Source organism: Polyangium fumosum, assembly GCF_005144585.1.
In the GTDB taxonomy this organism is placed as follows: Bacteria; Myxococcota_A; Polyangia; order Polyangiales; family Polyangiaceae; genus Polyangium; species Polyangium fumosum.
Window position 1 is genome coordinate 355,010 of record NZ_SSMQ01000002.1, and the last position, 19,860, is coordinate 374,869.

12 protein-coding genes and 1 CRISPR repeat array (1 of these 13 running past the window's edge) are annotated in these 19,860 nt (G+C 68.7%); of the genes, 5 read left to right on the top strand and 7 right to left on the bottom strand.

Annotated elements, in window-relative coordinates; genetic code table 11:
• Positions 1-1,435: a CRISPR direct-repeat array (repeat unit 37 nt; unit sequence CCGAGTTCTGCTGGGATGCCGATAAGGCGTTGAGCAC); it begins 2,284 nt to the left of the window's first position.
• Between the two features lie 72 nt (positions 1,436-1,507).
• Positions 1,508-2,374 carry an acyl-CoA thioesterase II gene (gene tesB / locus E8A74_RS03470; RefSeq protein ID WP_136927454.1) on the bottom strand — a complete coding sequence of 289 codons (867 nt, stop codon included), beginning with the start codon at positions 2,372-2,374 and terminating at the stop codon, positions 1,508-1,510.
• A gap of 104 nt (positions 2,375-2,478) precedes the next feature.
• Entirely contained in the window at positions 2,479-3,345 is an 867-nt protein-coding gene (locus tag E8A74_RS51820) for a hypothetical protein (protein WP_170228824.1), read from the bottom strand.
• A gap of 64 nt (positions 3,346-3,409) precedes the next feature.
• On the opposite strand from E8A74_RS51820, the gene E8A74_RS03480 reads away from it, so the two are divergent.
• Positions 3,410-5,680: an IPT/TIG domain-containing protein gene (locus E8A74_RS03480; RefSeq protein WP_170228825.1), complete on the top strand. Its 2,271-nt coding sequence runs from the start codon at positions 3,410-3,412 to the stop codon at positions 5,678-5,680.
• A 15-nt stretch (positions 5,681-5,695) separates the two neighbouring features.
• Here the strand turns inward: E8A74_RS03480 and E8A74_RS03485 are convergent, their stop codons facing one another.
• Positions 5,696-7,000, bottom strand: coding sequence for a hypothetical protein (locus E8A74_RS03485; RefSeq protein ID WP_136927457.1), 1,305 nt, complete (start codon positions 6,998-7,000; stop codon positions 5,696-5,698).
• Between the two features lie 165 nt (positions 7,001-7,165).
• Between E8A74_RS03485 and E8A74_RS03490 the strand changes: the two genes are divergently transcribed.
• From E8A74_RS03490 to E8A74_RS03500, 3 genes are read left to right on the top strand one after another with little or no spacing between them, the layout of a single operon-like run.
• Positions 7,166-8,824: a hypothetical protein gene (locus E8A74_RS03490; protein ID WP_136927458.1), complete on the top strand. Its 1,659-nt coding sequence runs from the start codon at positions 7,166-7,168 to the stop codon at positions 8,822-8,824.
• Complete coding sequence (locus E8A74_RS03495) at positions 8,821-9,546, top strand: hypothetical protein (protein ID WP_136927459.1); 726 nt, start codon at positions 8,821-8,823, stop codon at positions 9,544-9,546. The genes E8A74_RS03490 and E8A74_RS03495 overlap by 4 nt, the downstream gene beginning before the upstream one ends.
• Positions 9,547-9,559: 13 nt before the next feature.
• Complete coding sequence (locus tag E8A74_RS03500; protein ID WP_136927460.1) at positions 9,560-11,011, top strand: DUF1501 domain-containing protein; 1,452 nt, start codon at positions 9,560-9,562, stop codon at positions 11,009-11,011.
• Positions 11,012-11,074: 63 nt separating this feature from the next.
• On the opposite strand, the gene E8A74_RS03505 is transcribed toward E8A74_RS03500, so the two are convergent.
• The 3 genes from E8A74_RS03505 to E8A74_RS03520 form a co-directional block, all read right to left on the bottom strand.
• Positions 11,075-13,609, bottom strand: a complete 2,535-nt coding sequence (locus E8A74_RS03505) for an RCC1 domain-containing protein (RefSeq protein ID WP_170228826.1) — start codon at positions 13,607-13,609, stop codon at positions 11,075-11,077.
• 64 nt (positions 13,610-13,673) lie between these two features.
• Positions 13,674-16,241 (bottom strand): RCC1 domain-containing protein, encoded by a 2,568-nt coding sequence (locus E8A74_RS03510; protein WP_170228827.1) that lies wholly within the window; start codon positions 16,239-16,241, stop codon positions 13,674-13,676.
• A gap of 64 nt (positions 16,242-16,305) precedes the next feature.
• Positions 16,306-17,553, bottom strand: coding sequence for a VWA domain-containing protein (locus E8A74_RS03520; RefSeq protein WP_136927464.1), 1,248 nt, complete (start codon positions 17,551-17,553; stop codon positions 16,306-16,308).
• A 471-nt stretch (positions 17,554-18,024) separates the two neighbouring features.
• On the opposite strand from E8A74_RS03520, the gene E8A74_RS03525 reads away from it, so the two are divergent.
• Complete coding sequence (locus E8A74_RS03525) at positions 18,025-18,564, top strand: hypothetical protein (RefSeq protein WP_136927465.1); 540 nt, start codon at positions 18,025-18,027, stop codon at positions 18,562-18,564.
• A 5-nt stretch (positions 18,565-18,569) separates the two neighbouring features.
• On the opposite strand, the gene E8A74_RS03530 is transcribed toward E8A74_RS03525, so the two are convergent.
• Positions 18,570-19,838 carry a hypothetical protein gene (locus tag E8A74_RS03530; RefSeq protein WP_136927466.1) on the bottom strand — a complete coding sequence of 423 codons (1,269 nt, stop codon included), beginning with the start codon at positions 19,836-19,838 and terminating at the stop codon, positions 18,570-18,572.
• Positions 19,839-19,860 lie beyond the last annotated feature (22 nt).

Genomic DNA, 19,860 nt, shown 5'->3' on the forward strand with positions numbered 1-19,860 from the left:
GCCGAGTTCTGCTGGGATGCCGATAAGGCGTTGAGCACTTCGGCGGCTTGTGCGCCAACTCGAAAACGTGCGGACCGAGTTCTGCTGGGATGCCGATAAGGCGTTGAGCACGGCAGGGTGCCTGCGCGATGCGCGTCGAACAGCGTCTCCGAGTTCTGCTGGGATGCCGATAAGGCGTTGAGCACGCTTTCCCAACGCGGTGAGTGGACGGCTGACCTACCCGAGTTCTGCTGGGATGCCGATAAGGCGTTGAGCACGCCCGTGCGCATCGGGCCAAGCCTTGCGAGCACCGGGCCGAGTTCTGCTGGGATGCCGATAAGGCGTTGAGCACATCGGAATCGCGGTAGCTAGTTCGCTCACGGAGTCCCGAGTTCTGCTGGGATGCCGATAAGGCGTTGAGCACCTCGCCGCGCTCGTCCCGTGGCGGGTTCGGCCCGGTGCCCGAGTTCTGCTGGGATGCCGATAAGGCGTTGAGCACTCGTTCCCGCTTGCGGTGACAGTGAGCGCCCAAGCACCGAGTTCTGCTGGGATGCCGATAAGGCGTTGAGCACTGTTACACCGCGTCCTTCTTTTCGTTCGTAACCTCCGAGTTCTGCTGGGATGCCGATAAGGCGTTGAGCACATGCCCTGAGCCAAGCCTTCTGGACGCACGCCAGCCGAGTTCTGCTGGGATGCCGATAAGGCGTTGAGCACACCGGCGCATTCTCCGGTAGAGCCGATATAGTCTCCGAGTTCTGCTGGGATGCCGATAAGGCGTTGAGCACCGAAGATTGCCGAGGGCGAGCGCTTCGGCAAACCCACCGAGTTCTGCTGGGATGCCGATAAGGCGTTGAGCACGTGACGGTTGCAGACATCAGGGCGGCGGCAGAGCGGTGCGACCGAGTTCTGCTGGGATGCCGATAAGGCGTTGAGCACAGCCCCACGGTGCCCCACGTGAGAATCGACGCGTGCCCGAGTTCTGCTGGGATGCCGATAAGGCGTTGAGCACCTCAAGGCGCGGTGCTCGGACTGGCTCTGCGGCGAGGTCTCCGAGTTCTGCTGGGATGCCGATAAGGCGTTGAGCACCAAGGTCGAGTGGACCCCCAAGGGCGAGGAGGTACGCAACCGAGTTCTGCTGGGATGCCGATAAGGCGTTGAGCACGTGGCGGCCGTCGTTCTGGCGGTACGTGCGCGAGCAGCCGAGTTCTGCTGGGATGCCGATAAGGCGTTGAGCACTCGAGGAGCTCGATGAGGTTGACGAAGCGCTCGCCCGAGTTCTGCTGGGATGCCGATAAGGCGTTGAGCACACGTCGAGCCGACGCAGCGCGAGCAGCTCCTGCGCGCCGAGTTCTGCTGGGATGCCGATAAGGCGTTGAGCACCCGCGGTGAGCGCGTGATGGTCCTTCGCCGTGACCGTGCCCGAGTTCTGCTGGGATGCCGATAAGGCGTTGAGCAGGAGCAATTATATCTAATTTTGTCCTGCTCCTGGGCCGAGAAAAATCAGGCAGCCCAGACGCGATCGGATTCCCTACCCCCGCTTCCGCCGCCGCAACAGCCCTTCCTGCGCGGTGGACGCCACGAGCCGACCATCCCGCGAGAACACGCTGCCCCGCACGAGCCCACGCGCCCCCGACGCCGACGGGCTGTGGATCACGTGCAAGAGCCAGTCATCCATCCGGAAAGGCCGGTGGAACCACATCACGTGATCGATGCTGGCGACCTGCATCGAGAAATCGAACCACGTGACGCCGTGGGGGCGCAGCGCGGTGGTGACGAACGCGTGGTCCGACGCGTATGCGAGCAAGTACCGGTGCAGCGCCGGATCGTCGGGCAGGGCGCCGGCCGCGCGGATCCAGATGGCCTCGTGGGCCTCTTTTTTCTCCGGATGAAAGGGATCGATCGGGCTCACGTGGCGAATCTCGATCGGCTGCTCGGCGACGGCGCGGGTGCGGAAAGGCTCGGGGATCTTGTGCGCCAGGCGGCTCCAGATCTCGCGCTGGCTCGAAAGCCCGTCCGGGCCAGGGACGCTCTCCATGCTGTCCGCGTGGTCCAATCCCTCCTCTTCGACCTGGAAAGAGGCGGACATGTTGAAGATGGGCTGGCCATTCTGGATGGCCACCACGCGGCGGGTCGTGAAGCTCTGTCCGTCGCGGATGCGATCGACGTCGTAGACGATCGGCTTGCGCGCGTCGCCGGGGCGGAGGAAATACGCGTGGAGCGAATGGACCTGGCGCTCGGGGGGCACGGTCTGCGCGGCGGCCGAGAGCGCCTGGCCGAGCACCTGACCGCCAAAGACCTGGCCCCAGCCGAGGTCCTGGCTCTGGCCCCGGAACAGGTTGGTTTCAATCCTCTCCAGCGAGAGCAGCTCGATCAGCTCCGTCAGCACGCGGGTCATGGTGCTGTGCGTCATAGTGGACGCCCGGCCCGGCCGGCAAGAGAGCGAGGCTCCAGGGAGCGTGAAAAGTTTGGGGAACGTTTCCGGGGTGGAACGGGAACCCGTCAATCATGCGACGGTAGGACGCTGCCCTCCCCGAACACCTTGAGGCTCCCGATCCGGTCCACGTAAATCGCCACGTCCTGCCCCGTCCCCCACTGGACCCGCAAGAACGGCCACGCATAGGCCCGGACCACGTGGCGCACCACGCTCGCGCCGGCACCGATCGCCGCGAGGCCCGCGAGCCCTTTGTCGATCGTGTCTGCGAAATCATGGCCGTGGAAGTCGGGCCGAACGAGACGCTCGCCGCCGCGATAGGCCGAGCCGACGACGCGGCCCGTGAGGTCGTGGCAGCGCAGCTCCTCCGGTAACGCCTGCTGGAACTGGATGTCTTGCTCCATGCGGCTCTCCAGCCCGAAGAGCGCCGGCACCGCCGTGATGTACGTGGGCATGTAGGCCTCGCTCAAGAAGGCCGGCGCGTCCGTGTAATAGCGGAGCCGCACCCGGTTCGACTTCGCCGTGCCGCCGCACGTCGGGCACGGGATGTATCCATTGGCGCACGAGCAGGGCGACAGGAAGATCGTACCCCTGCCCTCGCAGACACGGCAGGTCCGTTTGCCCGGCGTCGCCGCGCATGCCGTGCACGGGCCGCCGCCGAGGTCCGCGTCGAGCCGTACATGGTGGCGCACCTCGAGATCGTCCGGCACCGAGGGCTCGCCGCGCTCGAGCGTCGTAAGCGCGCCCTCCACGTCCTCCGCCCAGCTCGTGCGCCGGATCAACGCCGCGTGCACGACCAGCATCGCGAGCCGCTCCACCAAGACCGGCTCCCCTGCCGGCAACGGTAGCCGCGCACGCGCCGTGTCGAGTGTCGGGAAATACGATTCGAGCGATGACATGTCCCGGAGGAGGCCAGCCTTGTCGCGCGCCGTCAAGGGAAGAGCCTCCCATGCCCCCGCGGCTCTGTTACCATGCGCGGCGGAAGGGCATTCGGGTGTGATGATGGCAACGTTCGGGCTCGGCAAGATCGTCCTCTACGCAGCGGACCCCGAAGCCGTGAGCGCGTTTTATGCGCGCGCCGCGGGGCTCTCGTTTGATCGGGTGGAGGGGACACGGCGCTACGAGTCGATGAGCACGGGCGGGACGTCGCTCGTCATTGATCTCGCGCTCGAACCCCTCGCGCGAGGCCGCAGGGAATGCGCGCTCTCGCTGCGCGTGCCGAACCTCCAGGCCGTCGCGTCGAGCCTGCGCGAGGACGGCATCGACGTGGGACCGATCCTCGAAAGGCCCTCGGGCGTCTTCGCGTCGCTCAAGGATCCGGACGGCCGGGACGTCGAGCTGTGGGAGCCCCGCGCCAAACCCGTGAGCGTCGCGCCGCCGCCGCTGGTGGACAAACCCGCCCTCGACGCGCCCCCGCTCCCGCCCGCGCCGGTGCCGCTGCCGCCCGATCTGCCGGCGTTGGTCGACAAACCGGCGCCCGTGGAGCCGCCCGTGATTGTCGACAAACCCGCGATCGTCGAGCCGCCTGCCCTCGTGGACAAGCCGCCGGTGCGCCTGGAGATGCATTCGGCGCTCGACCTCGATAAGGAGGCCGCGGCAGCGACCGAGAGCGCGACGAAAGCCGAAGGCGAAGGCGCCGCGGCCGAGGAGAAGCGCGGGACCGAGCCGCCTCCGCCGCCGCCGATGATGGGCGCGCCGGGGCCGGTGGTCACGGCGGCGCGGCCGGCGAAGATCTCGACCCAAGGCGGCACGAAGATCTCGCTTTACGGCGCGAACTTCGCCGACGGCTGCCGCGTGCTCGTCGACGGCGACGATTGTACGAACCCGAAACGGCTCGACGATTTCACGCTGGAGATCGAGGCGCCGCCGCACGCGCCGGGGTCGGTCGAGATCGTGATCGAGAACCCCGACGGGCAGCGCTCCGTCATTCAGATCGTCTATGATGAGGGGCCGTCGATCGAGCGCTTCTCCCCGCTCGAAGGCTCGCCGCGCGGCGGCACCGAGGTCGTGGTCGAAGGCCGCAACTTCGAGGAGGGCTGCCGCGTCACGTTCTTCGGAAACCGCGCGCCCGAGGTCGTCTTTGAAAGCCCCTCGCGCATCCGGTTCGTGACGCCGCCGCAGGAGCAGCTCTTCCACGGCGAGCTGCGCGTGACGAACCCCGACGGCCTCTCCGCGCTCGCGGCCGAACTCTTCACCTATCGGCTGGCGACGCCGTACGCGCGCGAGGTCTCGCCCGCGTCGGGCCTCGTCGGCGGCTCGAAGCGCGTCGCCGTGACGGGCGTCGATTTCCATCCGCAATGCGTGGCGCGGCTCGGCGGCAAGCAGGCCACCGTCACGTTCCGCAGCGCCGAGTCGCTGGAGCTCGTGACGCCGCGGGCGAACGAGCCGGGCCTGGTGGACCTCGAAATCGAAAACCCCGACGGGCAAATCACCAAGCTCGAAGGCGCCTTCACGTACGAGGCGGAGCCCACGCCGCCGCTGCTCGTCGAGGTGCGCCCCGACCGCGGCTATTGCGCGGGCGGGCAGACGATCCGGCTCGCCGGCGACAATTTCGAGGCGGATACGGTGGTGCGCATCGGCGAGGTGCGGGCCATTTCGCGGACGCGCTCGCGGCACGAGATCGAGGTGGAGCTGCCGCAAAGGACGCAGCCGGGCCTCGTCGCGATCGAGCTCGTCGACAGGTTCGGCATCGTCGTGCGCCGCGAGGATGCCTTCACGTACGAGTCACGCCCGGCGCCGCGCGTCGACGGCGTCACGCCGCGCAATGGCCCCATGGTCGGCGGGACGCGCATCGTCCTCGAAGGCGACTTTTTCGATGAGCACGTGTTCGTGCGGATCGGCGGGCAAGCGCCGAAGCGCGCCGTCGTCCGCTCGGCCACGATGATCGAAGCCGTGACGCCGCCGTCGCGCATGTCGGGGTTCGTCGACATCGAGGTCGGCCGCGGCGACGCGGGCAACACGGTCGTGAAGAATGCGTTCCGCTACGACCCCTCGCCCGCCCCCGCGATCGACTCCGTCGCGCCGAACAAAGGCTCGGTCGAGGGCGGCACGGAGGTCAGCATCGAAGGGAAAAACTTCGTCGCCGAGTCGGCCGTGCTCTTCGGCGGCAAGCCTGCCCAGCGCGTCAAGTTCGTCTCGGCCTCGACGCTCGAAGTCAAGACGCCGCCGGGCAAGAACGGCGAGATGGTCGACGTCGTCGTGCGCAATCCCGACGGCAAAGAGGCCACCACGAAGCGCGCGTTCCTGTACGACGCGCGTTATCGTTCCTGATGCCCGGGAGGCGCCTCAAGGCGCCTTCGTGACCGCCCACTCCTTCACGATCCCGATCTTGTCCGCCGGGAGCTTCTTCTCGTAGTTCGGCGGCGGCATCGATCGTTCGTCGGCCACGCGCGCGATCACGCGGTCGACGAGGCCGAGCACGACGTCGTAGTTCTCGAAATCGATCTTCGGCGCGCCGCGCGTCCCCGACGCGTGACAATCGGCGCAATACTCGCGCATGATGGGCTTGACGTCCGTGAGAAAGGAGAGCGGCGTGCCGAGCGCGAGCTTCTGCGTCGTCTTCCCCTCGCCCGTCCACACGTCACCGATCTTGTCGACGGCGAGCGAGCGCGGCGCCTCGGCCGGCCCGAGCGTCGCCACGATCTCCGGCACCTCGCCCGCGCGCACGCGGAGGACCCAATCCCCCGCGAGCGCGTACAAGCGCTGCTTGCTCGCGTCGAGCGCGAACGCGTCGATCCCCGTCGCAGACCCGCCCTCGGCGGCGAGCGGATACAGCGAATACTCGCCGCTCGGCGAGCGCTCGACGAGCCCCGCGTCCGAGGCGAAATAGACAAGCGAGCCGTCCTCGCACGCGAGGCTGCCGCACGCCATGGCCTGGACGAACCCGACGTCGAAGACGAGCGGATACGCCTTGCCGCTCGCCTTGTCAATCTCGTACACGCGTTCGCCATACGCCAGATACACGCGCTCCTTCTGCGCGAGGACGGCCGTGGGCCGGCCCGCCTCGCCCTCGACGGTCCACGCCACGAGCGCGCCGCCGCCGAGCTCGTAAGCGCCTTGTTCCGTGCGAATCGCGAGGTGCGTCTCGGCCGTGCCGTCACCGTCGTCGTCCGCCACGCGCGCGCGCATCGCCTGAATGCCGAGCGGCGCGAGCTCCGCGGCGCCGAGCGATCGCTGGAGCACGCCGCCCGGCGTGAAAAACACGCCGGCCTCGGCCGCGACGAGCACGCCGCTTTCATACCCGACCATCGCGCGCACGGCGCCGGTCTCGCTCGGCAAATCGGGCGCGTCGCCGACGATGGGCAGGAGCGTCGGGCCCGACGCCGCGAGCTCGTAAACGCCCGTCGTCGTGCCCACGGTGACGAGCGCGCCCTGGCTGCCCATCGCGGTCGAGTATCCCTCGATCGTGAACGTGGCGCTCTCGGGTTCGTTGTTCGATGTCGTGGGCGCGCCGTAGACGACGGCGAGCTCGGGCGGGCCGCCGCTCCCGCCGCCGCTCGGGCCGGCATTCGTGGGAGGTGCCTCGCCGCAAGCCGCCGTTGTGATCACGGAGAGCATCGCGACGAGATGCAGGAGGTGCCTACGCGGCATTCTTCGATGGGACTGTAGATTGAGGGAGTCGAGCACGGCCTGGCAGGGTAACAAATTTCGTCCCCACGCCCAAGAGATGGTTGACGAAGCGTTATGGCTCGGTTCCACTGGAGTCTGGTCCGCTGCGCCCGCGGTGCCCCCCTTAGACCCCGAGCCGTACCCCCCATGAAAAGCAAACGACGCTGGCAAGCGCTATGCTTCGCCCTCCTCGCGACCGCGCCCTCCGTGGCGCTCGCCGACGAGGGTGAGCAATGTTTTTTGCACCGGGAGCTACCCGTCGAACGGCAGCTCCGACGCCTCTCGATCGATCTACGCGGGACCGTGCCCGACGTCGCCGAATACGACGCGGTCGCGAAGCTCTCGGAGCTGCCCGACGCGCTCCTCGACGAGTACCTCGCGAGCGACGCCTTCCGCGTGCAGATCCGTCGTTATCACGAGAGCCTGCTCTGGACGAACCCGGCCCCGGCCCTCGCCGACGTGGGTTTCTCGCTGAGCACCGTCAACCTCGACGGGAGCCCGGTCTACTACGTCCCCGGCCAGGGCAAGTCCGCGCTCTTCCGCGGCGGCGACGGCACGCACACCTGCCAGAACAAGCCCCAGGACGCGCTTGGGTACGATCCCGTGACCGGAATGCCGATCGTCGAGCCCATGGGCAACGACGCCGCGGGCGCGTGGTCCGCCGAGGGCTGGGTCGAGGTGCATCCATTCTGGGAGGCCGACCCGGCGAAAAAGGTGAAGGTCTGCGCGTTCGACGCCCAGACGACGGCGACGTACACCCTGCCGCCCGGGGATCCGGACGCGGGGACGCATTCGTGTGATCACCTGCTCGCCACGAACAAGGCGAAGTCCTGCGGCTGCGGCCCGGAGCTCAGCTATTGCATGCCGGCCGGCGTCGTGCAGCCGCTCGTGCACGCCGCGCTGCGCGAGCAGTTGCTCCGGCTCGTCGACGAGCACACGGACGGGACGCAGCCGTATTCGGGGCTGCTCACGACGAAGCGCGTGCATTACAATGGTCCGCTCGCGTTCTACTTCAAGTACCACGCGCAGCGGCAAACGCTCTCGCGGACCCAGAACGAGCACCAGGCGTCGGACGGCCCGCTGCCCGATCTCGCGTTCACGGACGTGGATACGTGGGTCGCGGTGGAACGCGAGGCGCCGCACGCGGGCCTCTTGACCCTGCCCGCGTTCCTCCTGCGCTTCCAGACGAACCGCGGCCGGGCGAATCGCTACCGGATCGCGTTCCTCGGGCAATACTTCCAGCCGCCGAGCACGAAGGACACGAACTGCGCGAAGGAGAGTGACGACCTCACGCGCCGCTGCGTCTGCCGGAACTGCCACTTGACGCTGGAGCCGATCGCCGCGTACTTCGGGCAATTCACGGAGGCCGGCAGCATGTCCCTGCGTGATTTCGCCCGCGAATACCCGACCCGCAAGGCCTGCGCCAAGGGCATCGCGCCGCAAAACGCGGGGTGGTGCGACCGCCATTACGTGGCGATCCCGGACGAGACGGACCCCGATCTGAGGCCGTACACGCTGAAGGCGCTCCAGTACGCCGACGACGAGCATCCGGAGATCGGGCCGCATTTCGAGGCGGGTCCGGCCGATCTCGTGAAGGCCGACATCGAGAGCGGGCGCTTCCACGAGGTGGCCATCGAGCACCTCTTCTCGTACCTCATGAAACGCGAGCCGAACCTCGATCCGACGACGGGTGATTACGAGGGCGACGCGCTCGCCAAGATCGCCGCGGACTTCCGGGTCCACGACGACATTCGTCAGGCGGTCCGGGACCTCGTCAAGTTGCCCGCCTATCGGAGGATGCCATGAGCGCGTCTCGCCTCACGTACCTCGTCGCGCTCGCCGCGCTCACCGCGGCCGCGTGCACGAAAGAAGCGCCGGACGCCGGCACGAAAGGCCCCGCGGATCCCTGGGAAGCGCCCTCGGTCACCGCAAACGGCGAAACCGAAAAAGCGCCCGAAGACCTCGGCGGCGGCACGCTCCCGGGCCCCGCGGCCGGGGTGCGGCGCCTGCGCATCGACACGCTCCAGGCCGCCATGACGAAGGTCGCCGGAAACGACGTGTACGGCGCTCCGATCTTCTGGCGCGTCAACAACCGTGACGGGTTCAGCGACCTCGCATTCGGCAAGGCGCTCGGCCGGCCCGATTACCAGACCTCGACCGAGGAGAGCACGGTCTCGAACGCGCTCTACCTCAAGTTCGTCGGGGACGCGGCGCGCGACATCTGCATGCAGATGGCGAAGAACGACATGAAGCGCGCGGGCGCTTCCCGCGCGCTCTTCCCGAAGGCGCCCGTGGACGGGACCGCGACGGACGCCGAGGTGACGGAGAACCTGCAATACGTGGTCCTCCGCTTCCTCGGCCTGCGCGTGGCCGCGGATGACGCGATGATCACGAACCTGCGCGCCGTCTACGACGCGGGCGTCTCGAGCGTCGCGTCGCCGAACGGCAGCGAAATCACGGCCGCAGCCGAGGGATGGCGGGGCGTGTGCGTCACGCTCTTCGAGTCTCCCCTTTTCCACAACGATTGAGGAGGAACACGCCATGAGCCAAAAAGGCCAGTTTTCACGACGCACGCTCCTCGGCGCGCTCGGCGCCGCGAGCGGCGCGCTCCTCCTCGACGGTCTGCTCGGCCTGCGCCACGCGCGCGCGGACAACGTCGATCCGGACACCGCTCCGCTCCTCGTGATGTGCGAGTTCTCGGGCGGCTGGGACACGCTGTATAGCCTCGACCCGCGCAACCACCACGATTTCGGCGAGCCCGCGGGAGGCATTTACACGGGCTTCGACATGGTGACCGACGGGCCCACGAAGAAGGTCATCGAGGACGAGACGGGCGGCACGGGCCTCGTGAAGCCCGTGGGTTCGAGCGTCGCCTACGGGCCCACGATGTCGAAGCTCGCGAACACGCACTATAAAGATCTTTGCGTCGTGCGTGGCATGAGCATGGGCACGCTGACGCACGAGGTCGGGCGGCGGTATTTCCTCACGGGCAAGTTCCCGCGGGGCCTCGCCGCGAGCGGCAGCTCCCTGGAGACGTGGTGGGCGGCGGCCTCGGGGCTGCTCGACCATCACGAGATTCCGAACCTCGTCGCGGGCGGCGCGGAGACGTACAACGAGGGGCTCTCGCCGCTCGCGAGTGGGCTCTCGGTGCCGAGCTACAACGAGATGCTGCAGGTGCTGCGGCCGCTCAATGCGTCGCTCTCGCTCGACGGCAAGGTGGAGCAGGCCGCGGCGAAGTTCCACCACGACGACTATTGCCTGCACCAACAGCTCGACGCCCGGGGCAAGCAGATCTCGACGCACCTGTCGGCGTGGCGCTCGGCGCAGACGCTGGCGAACGGCGGGCTCTGGAAGCATTTCGATTTCAAGCCGAACCCGCCCGCCACGAGCCAGCTCGCGAAGCTCTACGAGACGTTCGGCGTGAACCCGACGAACCCGGGGGCGACGCTCGCGGGGCAGCCGAAGGGCCAGGCCGCGCTGGCGGCGCAGGCGCTCGTGAATGGCATCTCGCAGGTCGTCCTCCTGCGGCTCGTCAACGTCACGGACGCCCATTTCGACGACGATTGGCCGTCGAACCACCCGGCGCGGCAGCGGGCGGGCTTCGACGCGGTGAGTGATCTCATCACGTACCTGAAGAACACGCTCGATGGGAATGGCAAGCCCTACTGGGATCGGACGACGCTGCTCTGCTTCTCGGAGTTCGCGCGCACGCCCCGGATCAACCAGCAAGGCGGCCGTGATCACCACCTCGCGTCGTCGTGCCTCGTCGCGGGCAAGGGCATCCGAGGCAACATGGCGATCGGCGCGACGCGGGACACGAACTACGACGTGCGCCCGATCAACCTCGACACCGGCGCGCCGGACGACGAAATGGGCACGATCGTGAAACCGTCGGACGTGCACGCGACCATCCTCACGGCTGCGGGTTTGCCCTACGATCACATCTCGAACCAGGATCCCAAGCTCATCAAGGCGATGCTGAAGAACGCCTGAAAGGGCTCGATGACGGAGAAGGGCCTCGCGCGGGGGATTCACCCGGGCGAGGCCTTTTTCCTTTCAGATGGGATCGAGCACGGGCGTCGGCGTCGAGAGGAACGGCAGGCCACTGCCGAGCTGCCCGTAATACGCCGCGCCCCAGCAGGAGAGCACGCCGTCCTGCGCGATGCCGCAGGTGTGCTCGTTGCCGAGGGAGAGGACCTTCCACGGGCCGACGCTCGGTATCTTCTGCGGCGCGTTGAAGCTCGATAGGTTGCCGAGGGCGAGCTGGCCGAAGGAGCCGACGCCCCAGCAATGAAGGTCGCCATTTTTTTTCGTGGCGCAGGTCGACAACCCTTGCCCGAGGAACGGCCGCGCCCAGTCGGTCGCATTGCCGACCTGCATGGGCGTCATCATCGGCGTGACGGCATTGCCGAGGCCGAGCTCGCCGTTGTTGTTGCGGCCCCAGCACCAGAGGGTGCCGTCGAGGCGCACGCCGCAGGTGTGATTCGCGCCCGCGTCGATCGCCGCATATGTCCCGGGGACGGGCTTCGGCACGTTCACGGGGGAGACGACGTCGCCCTGCCCGAGGTGGCCGAGGTTGTTCAGGCCCCAGCAAGACACGTTTCCGCCCTCGCGGAGGCCGCAGGTGAAATCGCCGCTCGCCGCGACGTCGAGCCAATCGGCGGGCTCGGCCGGGGCGATCTGCTTCGGATCGGTCCGGGTCGCCGTGGAGGCGTCGCCGAGCTGGCCGCTCGCGTTGCGGCCCCAGCACCAGAGGGTCTTGTCCTGACGCACGGCGCAGGTGTGGTTGTATCCCGCGGCGATTTCGACCCAGGGCGATTCGTTGCCGGCGGTGGGATTCACGGCCGTGGGGAGGAGCTGGCTCGTCACGACCGGACCATTGCCGAGCTCGCCATTTCCGTCGAGGCCCCAGCAATACGGGACATCCGGACCGCTGCCGCCGTCGCTCGCGATGCCGCAGGAGTGCGTGCGGCCGAGCGTGATCCGCTTCCAGACCTTGCCCGCGCCGATCTCCACGGGCGTGACGCGCGTGCGCGTCGTGCCGTCGCCGAGGTGGCCGTAGACGTTGCGGCCCCAGCAGAAGAGCTTTCCGCCGGTGCGAATGCCGCAACCATTGTCGAGCTGCGTGTCGACCCGCTCCCAGTCCGTATCCGCGGAGACGGGCGTGACCTCGGTCCGGTCCGCGGAGAAACCCAGCCCGAGGGCCCCGCGGCTCGCCGAGCCCCAGCAAAGGAGGTCGCCGGTTTGCCGGACGCCGCAGGCGAAGCGCAGACCACTGGAGAAGGAGACCCAGTCGCTGATGTTGGCGACGGGCAAGGGGGTCAGGGTCGGCCCCTCGTTGTTCGGCTGGCCGGTTTGTCCGACGCTGCCATCCCCCCAGCAATGAAGCTCGCCGCTCGCCTTCTGGCCGCAGCCGGCGAGGTCGCCGACGTCCAGGTTCGCGGACCAATCCGTGGCCATGTCGGCGGCTTTGGGCGTGAGGACCGTCGCGAGCAAACCGTCGCCGACCTGACCCACGGAGTTCGCGCCCCAGCAATGGCGCGTGCCGTCGGTCTTCGCGGCGCAGGTGAATGCGTTGCCCGTCGATACGCTCACCCAGGTGGTGGCTGCGGTGAACTCCTGCGTGGGCACGAGGCGCTGCCCGGCGTTCGTGCCGTCGCCGAGCTGGCGGGCATTGTTGAAGCCCCAGCAATGAAGGGTCCCGTTCGTTTTGACGCCGCAGGTGAACTCCGTCCCCGCCGAGACCATCGACCACGGGCCCGCGTCGACGAGCACGGGGGAGAGCGCGTTGTTCGTGGTGTTGTCGCCGATCTGGCCGCGGTTGTTCTGGCCCCAGCAATACAGCGCGCCGCCCGTCCGGATCCCACAAGCGTGGGTCGAGCCGGCGCTGAGGGACACCCAGTCCTCGTAGCCGCCCGCGCCGATGGCCGGCGTGGATTGCGCGACGCCGAGGCCGTCGCCGATCTGGCCGACGCTCCCCGAGCCAAAACACGAGATGCGCTTGGTCTCGTCGAGCGCGCAGGTGAACGTGCCGCCCGCGCTCACGGAGACCCAGTTCGTCGCGCCGGAGGCGGGTACGGGGCGCAAAAAGACCTGGTCCGACGTGCCGGTGCCGACCTGCCCGCTCGTGTTGAGGCCCCAGCAATGCAGGGTCTTGTCGGTGCGGATGGCGCAAGCGTGGTATTGGCCCGCGGAGACGGACGAATACTTCGCGTCGCAGGTCTTGCCGTCGCCGGAGAAACCCGCGGGGCAGGCGCACTGGAACCCGCCCAGCATGTTCGTGCAGGTCGCGTTCGTGTCGCAGTCGTGGAGAAGCGTCGTGCATTCGTCGACGTCCGCGCACGTCTTGCCGTCGCCCTCGTACCCGGGCTTGCACGTGCAGGTGTAAAACCCCGGCGTGTCGACGCATTCGGCGTCGGGCGCGCAATCGTCGAGGCCGAGCGCACATTCGTCGACGGCGAACGGATCACCACCCGCGCCGCCGCTGCCGCCGCTCCCGGCGCCGCCACCGCCGCCACTTCCGCCTGCGCCGCCACTGCCGCCGCTCCCGCCTGCGCCCCCGCCTCCGCACGCGGCGGCGGCGAGCGACACGAGGACAAACCACGCCCGAGCCCTTGCGCCTCGCAACATCAACACCGATCTCCTTCAGATGAATTCAATAGGACGCCGCGATGGGGACGGGCGCGAACGCGAGCCCGTCGCCGCGCGCATTTTGACCGATCTCCCCGGATCCCCAGCACGCGAGGTTGCCCGCCTGCGTGACGCCGCAGGCATGGCCGAAGCCGAGGGTCGTCACGACGAACGCCCCCGAGAGCGCCGTCGGCACCTTGCGCTGGCCCGTGTCCCCGAGCCCGAGCTGGCCGACGTTGTTCGCGCCCCAGCATTGCACCCCACCGCCCACCTTGCCGGCGCACGTCGACGCGTTGCCTGCGACGACGAAGGCCCAATCCGTGGCCGCGCCGATCTGCACGGGGGACGGCCGATCGACGGCCGTATTGTCCCCGATCTGGTTGTTCGCGTTCCGGCCCCAGCACCAGAGCGTGCCGTCCTTCTTGATCGCGCAGGTGTGGTTGACGCCGGCCGCCACGGGCCCTTTCCAGTCGTCACCCAGCAAATACGGCGCGGTCTTGCCGGCCGCCGGCATTCCATTGCCGATCTGCCCCTCCACGTTCCGGCCCCAGCAATAGAGCGACCCCGTGGCCCGCGCGGCGCACGTGTGGTATTGGCCGGCCGCCACGCTCACCCAATCGGTGGGCGGCGCCTGGCCGGTGACGATCTCGAGCTGGATGAGGTTGCCGAGGGCCGGGTTTTTCATGCCGACCTGCCCTTCGTTGCTGCGCCCCCAGCACCAGAGCGTCCCGTTCGTCGCGATGGCGCAGTTGTGCTCCTCGCCCGCAACGAGCTCCTTCCATTGGAGCGCTTCGTAAGGCTTGCCCGTCTTCAGGATCTCGGCGAACGACGTCGCCGGGGTGTTCGTCCCCCGGCCGAGCTGGCCCTGCGCATTGCGGCCCGAGCAGGCGAGGTTGCCCGTGGCCGTGAGGACGCACGTGTGCTGGCGGCCAGGGGCAGCCATTGCGGCAGCCTCGAACTCGACCTTCGCCGGGGCGGAGCGGGTCTTGTTGTCGCCGAAGCCGAGCTGGCCGCTCTCGTTGTTGCCCCAGCATTGAAGCTCGCCCGCGCCGTTCACGGCGCAGCCCGATTCGCCGTACGCGGCGACGTTCGACCACGTCGTGTCCGCGCCGATGTTGGCGGTCGCCGTCCAGAGGCTCATCGCGCCGTCGCCGAGCTGGCCATAGATGCGCGATCCCCAGGTGACCACGCGGCCCTCCGTGGTGACGCCGCCGCTGTGCACGACGCCGACCGCGAAATCGAGCCATTTCGTCCCCGGCGCGACGTCGATCGGCGCGGTCACCCAGCCCGGCGCCTCGCCCGAGATCTGCGCGGCCTGGTTGCGGCCCCAGCAGTGGAGGGCGTTCTGATCGTCGAGCGCGCAGAGGTGGAAGGCATTGGCGCGCACGCGCTTCCAGACCTTGCCCGCGCCGATCGCCACGGGCGCCGCCGTCGCCGGCCCGAGCGCAGTCCCGAGCTGGCCCTCGTTCCCGCGGCCCCAGCAATAAAGCCGCCCGTCCTTCTTCACGGCGCACGTGGTGAAGCCGATGGCGGCCGTCGCCCAATCGGCGTCCGCCGCCATCGGCGCGGTCTCCACGAGGAACGGCGCGCTCACGGAGCCGCCGCCGACCTTCGAGACCTGAAGCTCGTTGTTTTGCCCCCAGCAATAAAGCCGCCCGTCCTGCTTCGTCGCGCACGTCGTGTCGCGGCCGGCAAAGACCTCCTTCCAGTCCTTGTCCGGCGTCGCCGCGAGTGGGTCGACGCTCACGGGCGAGAGCTCGAGCTTGTTGTCGAGGTTGCCAATCCCGAGCTGCCCCGCCTGGTTGCGCCCGAAGCAGAAGAGCCCGCCGTCGCTCTCCACGGCGCAGCTATGGTTGTCGCCCGCGGCGACGCTGGAGAACGTGCGTTCGAGGGAGAGAAACGCCGGGAGCGTCTGGTTGTCGGTATACCCGAGCCCGAGCTGGCCGAAGTTGTTCGTGCCCCAGCACCACAGCGTGCCGGTCTTTTTGATCCCGCAGGTATGGGCCGAGCCCGCGACGACACGAATCCAGTTGTCCGCCGCGCCGGCCCGCACGGGCGCGGACTGGTTCGCGCCGAGGCCATTGCCGAGCCGGCCGCCGCCGCCGGCGCCGAAGCAGAAGATCGCGTTGTCCATGCGGCGCGTACAGGTGTGGTACGCCGCCGCGGTGATCTCGACGAACCGCTCCTCGCAGCCGGTCTTCGGATCCCCCACGGTGCCCGGCGGGCATGCGCACGTGAACGAGCCGACCGTATTCGCGCAAGCAGCGGTCGGATGGCAATCGTCGAGCTGCTCGGTGCACTCGTCGACGTCCATGCAATCGCCGTCGTCGTTCACGAATCCGGCGTCGCAGACGCACATGCCGCTCGCGTCGCAGCTCGCATGGTCGCCGCAGGGCCCGCACGTCGCGCCGCCTTGCCCTCCGGCGCCGCCCTCGCCGCCCGTGGACGACGACGAACCGCCCGCGCCGCCGGAGCCGCCCGCGCCGGTGCCGCCGACGTCCGAAGGCGTGCCTTCCCCGCCCCCGCCGGAGCACCCGGCGAGGACGATCGTTGCCCAGAGGAAAGGAAAATAAGAACGCGCGCTTCGATGCATCTCGGGTATTTTCGGATGCTACGAAGCAAGCGGGACGACTGTCAACCTCGGATTCCAGAGAATCTTACTTCACGATGGTCGCGCAGCCGACAAGGACGTCGATCTCGGCCTTCGTGTCCTTCGCGACCTGCGAGCACGTCGCATCGCAGAACACGATCTGCTTCGGCGCCCCGGGGACGTCGTAGTACCAGGCGAGGCCCGCCGCGGGGCAGTCGGCCGCCGATTTCACCTGCGGGATGACGACCGAGATCCCCGACTCCGGCGTGTACTCGACGTTGATCGCGTTGTAATCGATGTCGTCGCCGGGCGGCGGCTGCGGGATGAGGTACGAGCACGAGAGCGCGGCGCCGCGGATCTCGTTCATCGCCTTGAGGAACTCCTCGGTCGCATTCTGGCTCCCGTCGACGATGAACGCCGACCCCGTCCCGCCGGCCGCGGCGACGCTGTTCAGGCTCGTGATGTTGCCGACGCCGATGACGAACGTCTTGATGCTGGGCACGCCGTTATACGCAGCCGCCGCGGCGTTGACGGAGGTGATGGCGCCCGAGCAGCCGGTCGGCTCCCCGTCCGACGCGAGCACGACGACCGTCGTGTGCGTGGGGTTCAAGGTCGCCCATTGCTTGGCGTAATCGATGGCGCCCTGGAGCGCCGGCCCGGTCGGCGTGCTGCTCCCGGACGGGGAATGGGCGTTGATCGAGTTGATGATCGTCGTCCCGACCGCCGGCAGGGGGGCGATGGGCACGTCGGGCACGGCGTAGTCGGAGGGCTTGCACGAATCGCCGCCGGCGGTCGAGCAGGTCTTGATGGGGAAGCCGGGCGCGGGCGGGGCGCAGGGGCCGCAGGCGGCCGGACCGCAATCGGCGTCCACATTGCAGAATGGGATCACGGGACAGACGACCCCGCTCGACTGCGGGAAATACTGGATACCGACGCCGATCCCCGCGGCGGCAGGCTGCTCGAGGAACGCCTTGAGGGCCGCCGTCGTCGAGCTCCACTTGGAGTTGTCCTTCATCGAGGAGGACTGGTCGAACATGATGTACATGTCGAGCGGCACCTGCTGGGCCTGGTTTTTCGTGGCGGCGCAGCTATCGCCGCCGCCCGAGCCTGTGTTGCCGCCGGCGCCGGCCGGGATGAAGCCTCCGCCGTCGCCGCCTTGGCCCCCGACGTTCCCCGCGCCGGAGCCATTGTCGCTGCCCGAATTGGCGAATTCGGTGTCGTTACCTGTCGCCGAACAAGCTGCGATCCACGCGCCGGACAGCGCCGCCGCGCAAACGACCCTCGAAACACCCGAAGAAAAGAACCCGTTTCGCATGCTTTTGCCCTCCGAACCGCGGATCGGAGCAGCCGAGCGGGCGTCACGTCAAGCCTGGTGAGCGACGCGAGGTCACAAAAACGACGCGCTTCGGCCACGCATCCGCCAATGTCGTCGCAAATGTCCGTGACGAGCACCCTCGCCGCCACGGAGGGTGAGCACGCCGCCCGCCGCCGCGGTGCGTCGGTCCGTCAGCGCAGCGCGCAACCCCGCCGGCGAGGCGCGTAGCCCCGCCGGCGAGGCGCGTCGAAGATTTGGCCCGCGGTCCGCGGCGACGGTACCTCCCCTTCGATCATGGTGAACCTCGTCCCCGGCCCGGCGAGCGAGCGCACGCCCAAGGGCCCCCCGCCTGCCAGCCGCGCCCGCCCGTTCCAGAAGGCTGCTGGCCCCGGTCTTTCCAGGTTCACCCGCGACGCGGCGCAATCCCGGAACCAACGCCTCGATATCAGCACTTTCCAGGTTCCCCGGGCGATGTCCACCCATCCTCTGCCTGCTCGCCTCGAATGGCGTGCCCGTTGCCCCACGGCGACCGGCGAGGCGATCATGGGTACACAGAGCACGCCCACGAGCGGACGCAGGAGCCTGGTCGGGAATACCCTCGTCACGGTGGGCGCGCTGTCGAGCGCGTTCGGGGCGGTCGGTTGGCTCTCCGCCCTGCGTTCCCCCTCGATCCTGACGCTCGCGCTCGGGTTTGTCCTTTATGGCATGCTCCCGGTCCTTTTGGGCGTCACCTTCGTGTGGCGTGGGCTCGGCATGATCGAGGAGGTCGAGTCCGCGCGGCGCGTGGACGCCGTGAGCCGCGCGGCGCTGCTCGACGCCCTGCGCGGCGGCGGCGCGACGGCCCGCGAGGTCGCGGCCAAGCTCGGCATGCCGAACACGCGGGAAGCCGAGCGCGCGCTCGACCGCCTCGTGCGGGACGACCTCGCGAAGCTCGACGTCACGGACGACGGCGAGCTCGTCTACCGGCGCGACCCGGAGACGATCCTGCTCCAGGACCGCGACGTCAACTGACCCTTTCAATCGAGGACGCGCCGCAGCGCTCGCTCGTCGAGCTCGCCCTCGGCCGCTTCTTCGAGCGCGTGTTTCATCGCGTCGTCCGCGCACGCCTCCGCGGCCACGCGAATGCGCTCGCGCCCGTCGGGGTGCTTGGCGATGCCGAGCGCCAGGGCCGCCCCGAGCCGCTGCCCCGGCGGCAGGTCCGGATCGTCGACCACGGCGACGAGCTCCTCGTACGTCACGGCGGATTTTCGGTATCCCGCGTGGAGCAGGAGGGACTGGAGTTTGTCCTTCCATTCCGTGAACGACTTGCCCGCCGGATCGAGCTCCGCCCCGACCGGCGGACCGCCCGCGCCGTTCGACCCGAGCGCAATCGCGAGCCGCAGCCGGCCGGCCACCGCCAGGATGAAGCTCGGGTCGCCCGTCGCGACCTCGATCCGCTGGCCGGGCCTCCCGGCCTCGCCGACGACGAGGAACAACACGCGTGGCGTCTCCTCGACCGTGCAAACAAGCGAATGCGGGATCCATCGATCGTCGAAGCCGCTCCGGATGCGCAGCCCGTCGCTGCCGACGATGATCTCGCGCGGCATCACGAGCCGCACGATGAACACCATCGTGAGCATGACGCCCCACGCGAAGGCGAGCATGGGCCAATCGGCGGAGGGGTATTCCGTGATGAAATAGCCGAGCGGGAACGCCAGGAGGAGGCAGACGATCGGGAGGCTGAAGCACCCCGTGACGAGCGGCCGATACACCGAGCCGCTCAGGACGGCCACGCGCCGCCGCGACACGTCGATGCCGAGCCGGTCGAGGATCCGATGCGCCGCAATGCCGTCGGGGACCTCGGCCGTGAGCACGCCGCCTCGGCGAAGGTAAAGCTCGACCCGCGGGCGCTTCCCATCGAGGAGCGTGCCCGGCAGGACGAGCCCGCCCTCGATGGCCGAGCGCGCGAAATGGCGCTCCTTTCCTCCCTGCACGACCACGAGGCCCTGGCCATCGATCCGAAGCACGCCGACGCTCCGCAGCGGGAGCGATAACGCCGTGAGGACGGCGCCGACGATCGACACGAGCGGCGCGACGAGGAGCCCGAGGGCGGCGAGGAAGAAGATCAGCACCGAGAGAGGCACCGACGCATCGGCCTTCGACGGCCCCACGATCGCCAGGATCGTCACGATGAGCCCGGGGAAGCCGACGAAGCCGCCGAAGCCCACGCGCATGAGCCACCCGCCGAGCCTGGGGCGGCGGTGTTCGATGGAGGAGCTCGCGACGACGAGGGGCTCTGCGCTCATGACGGCCGCGCGGCGGAGCCTA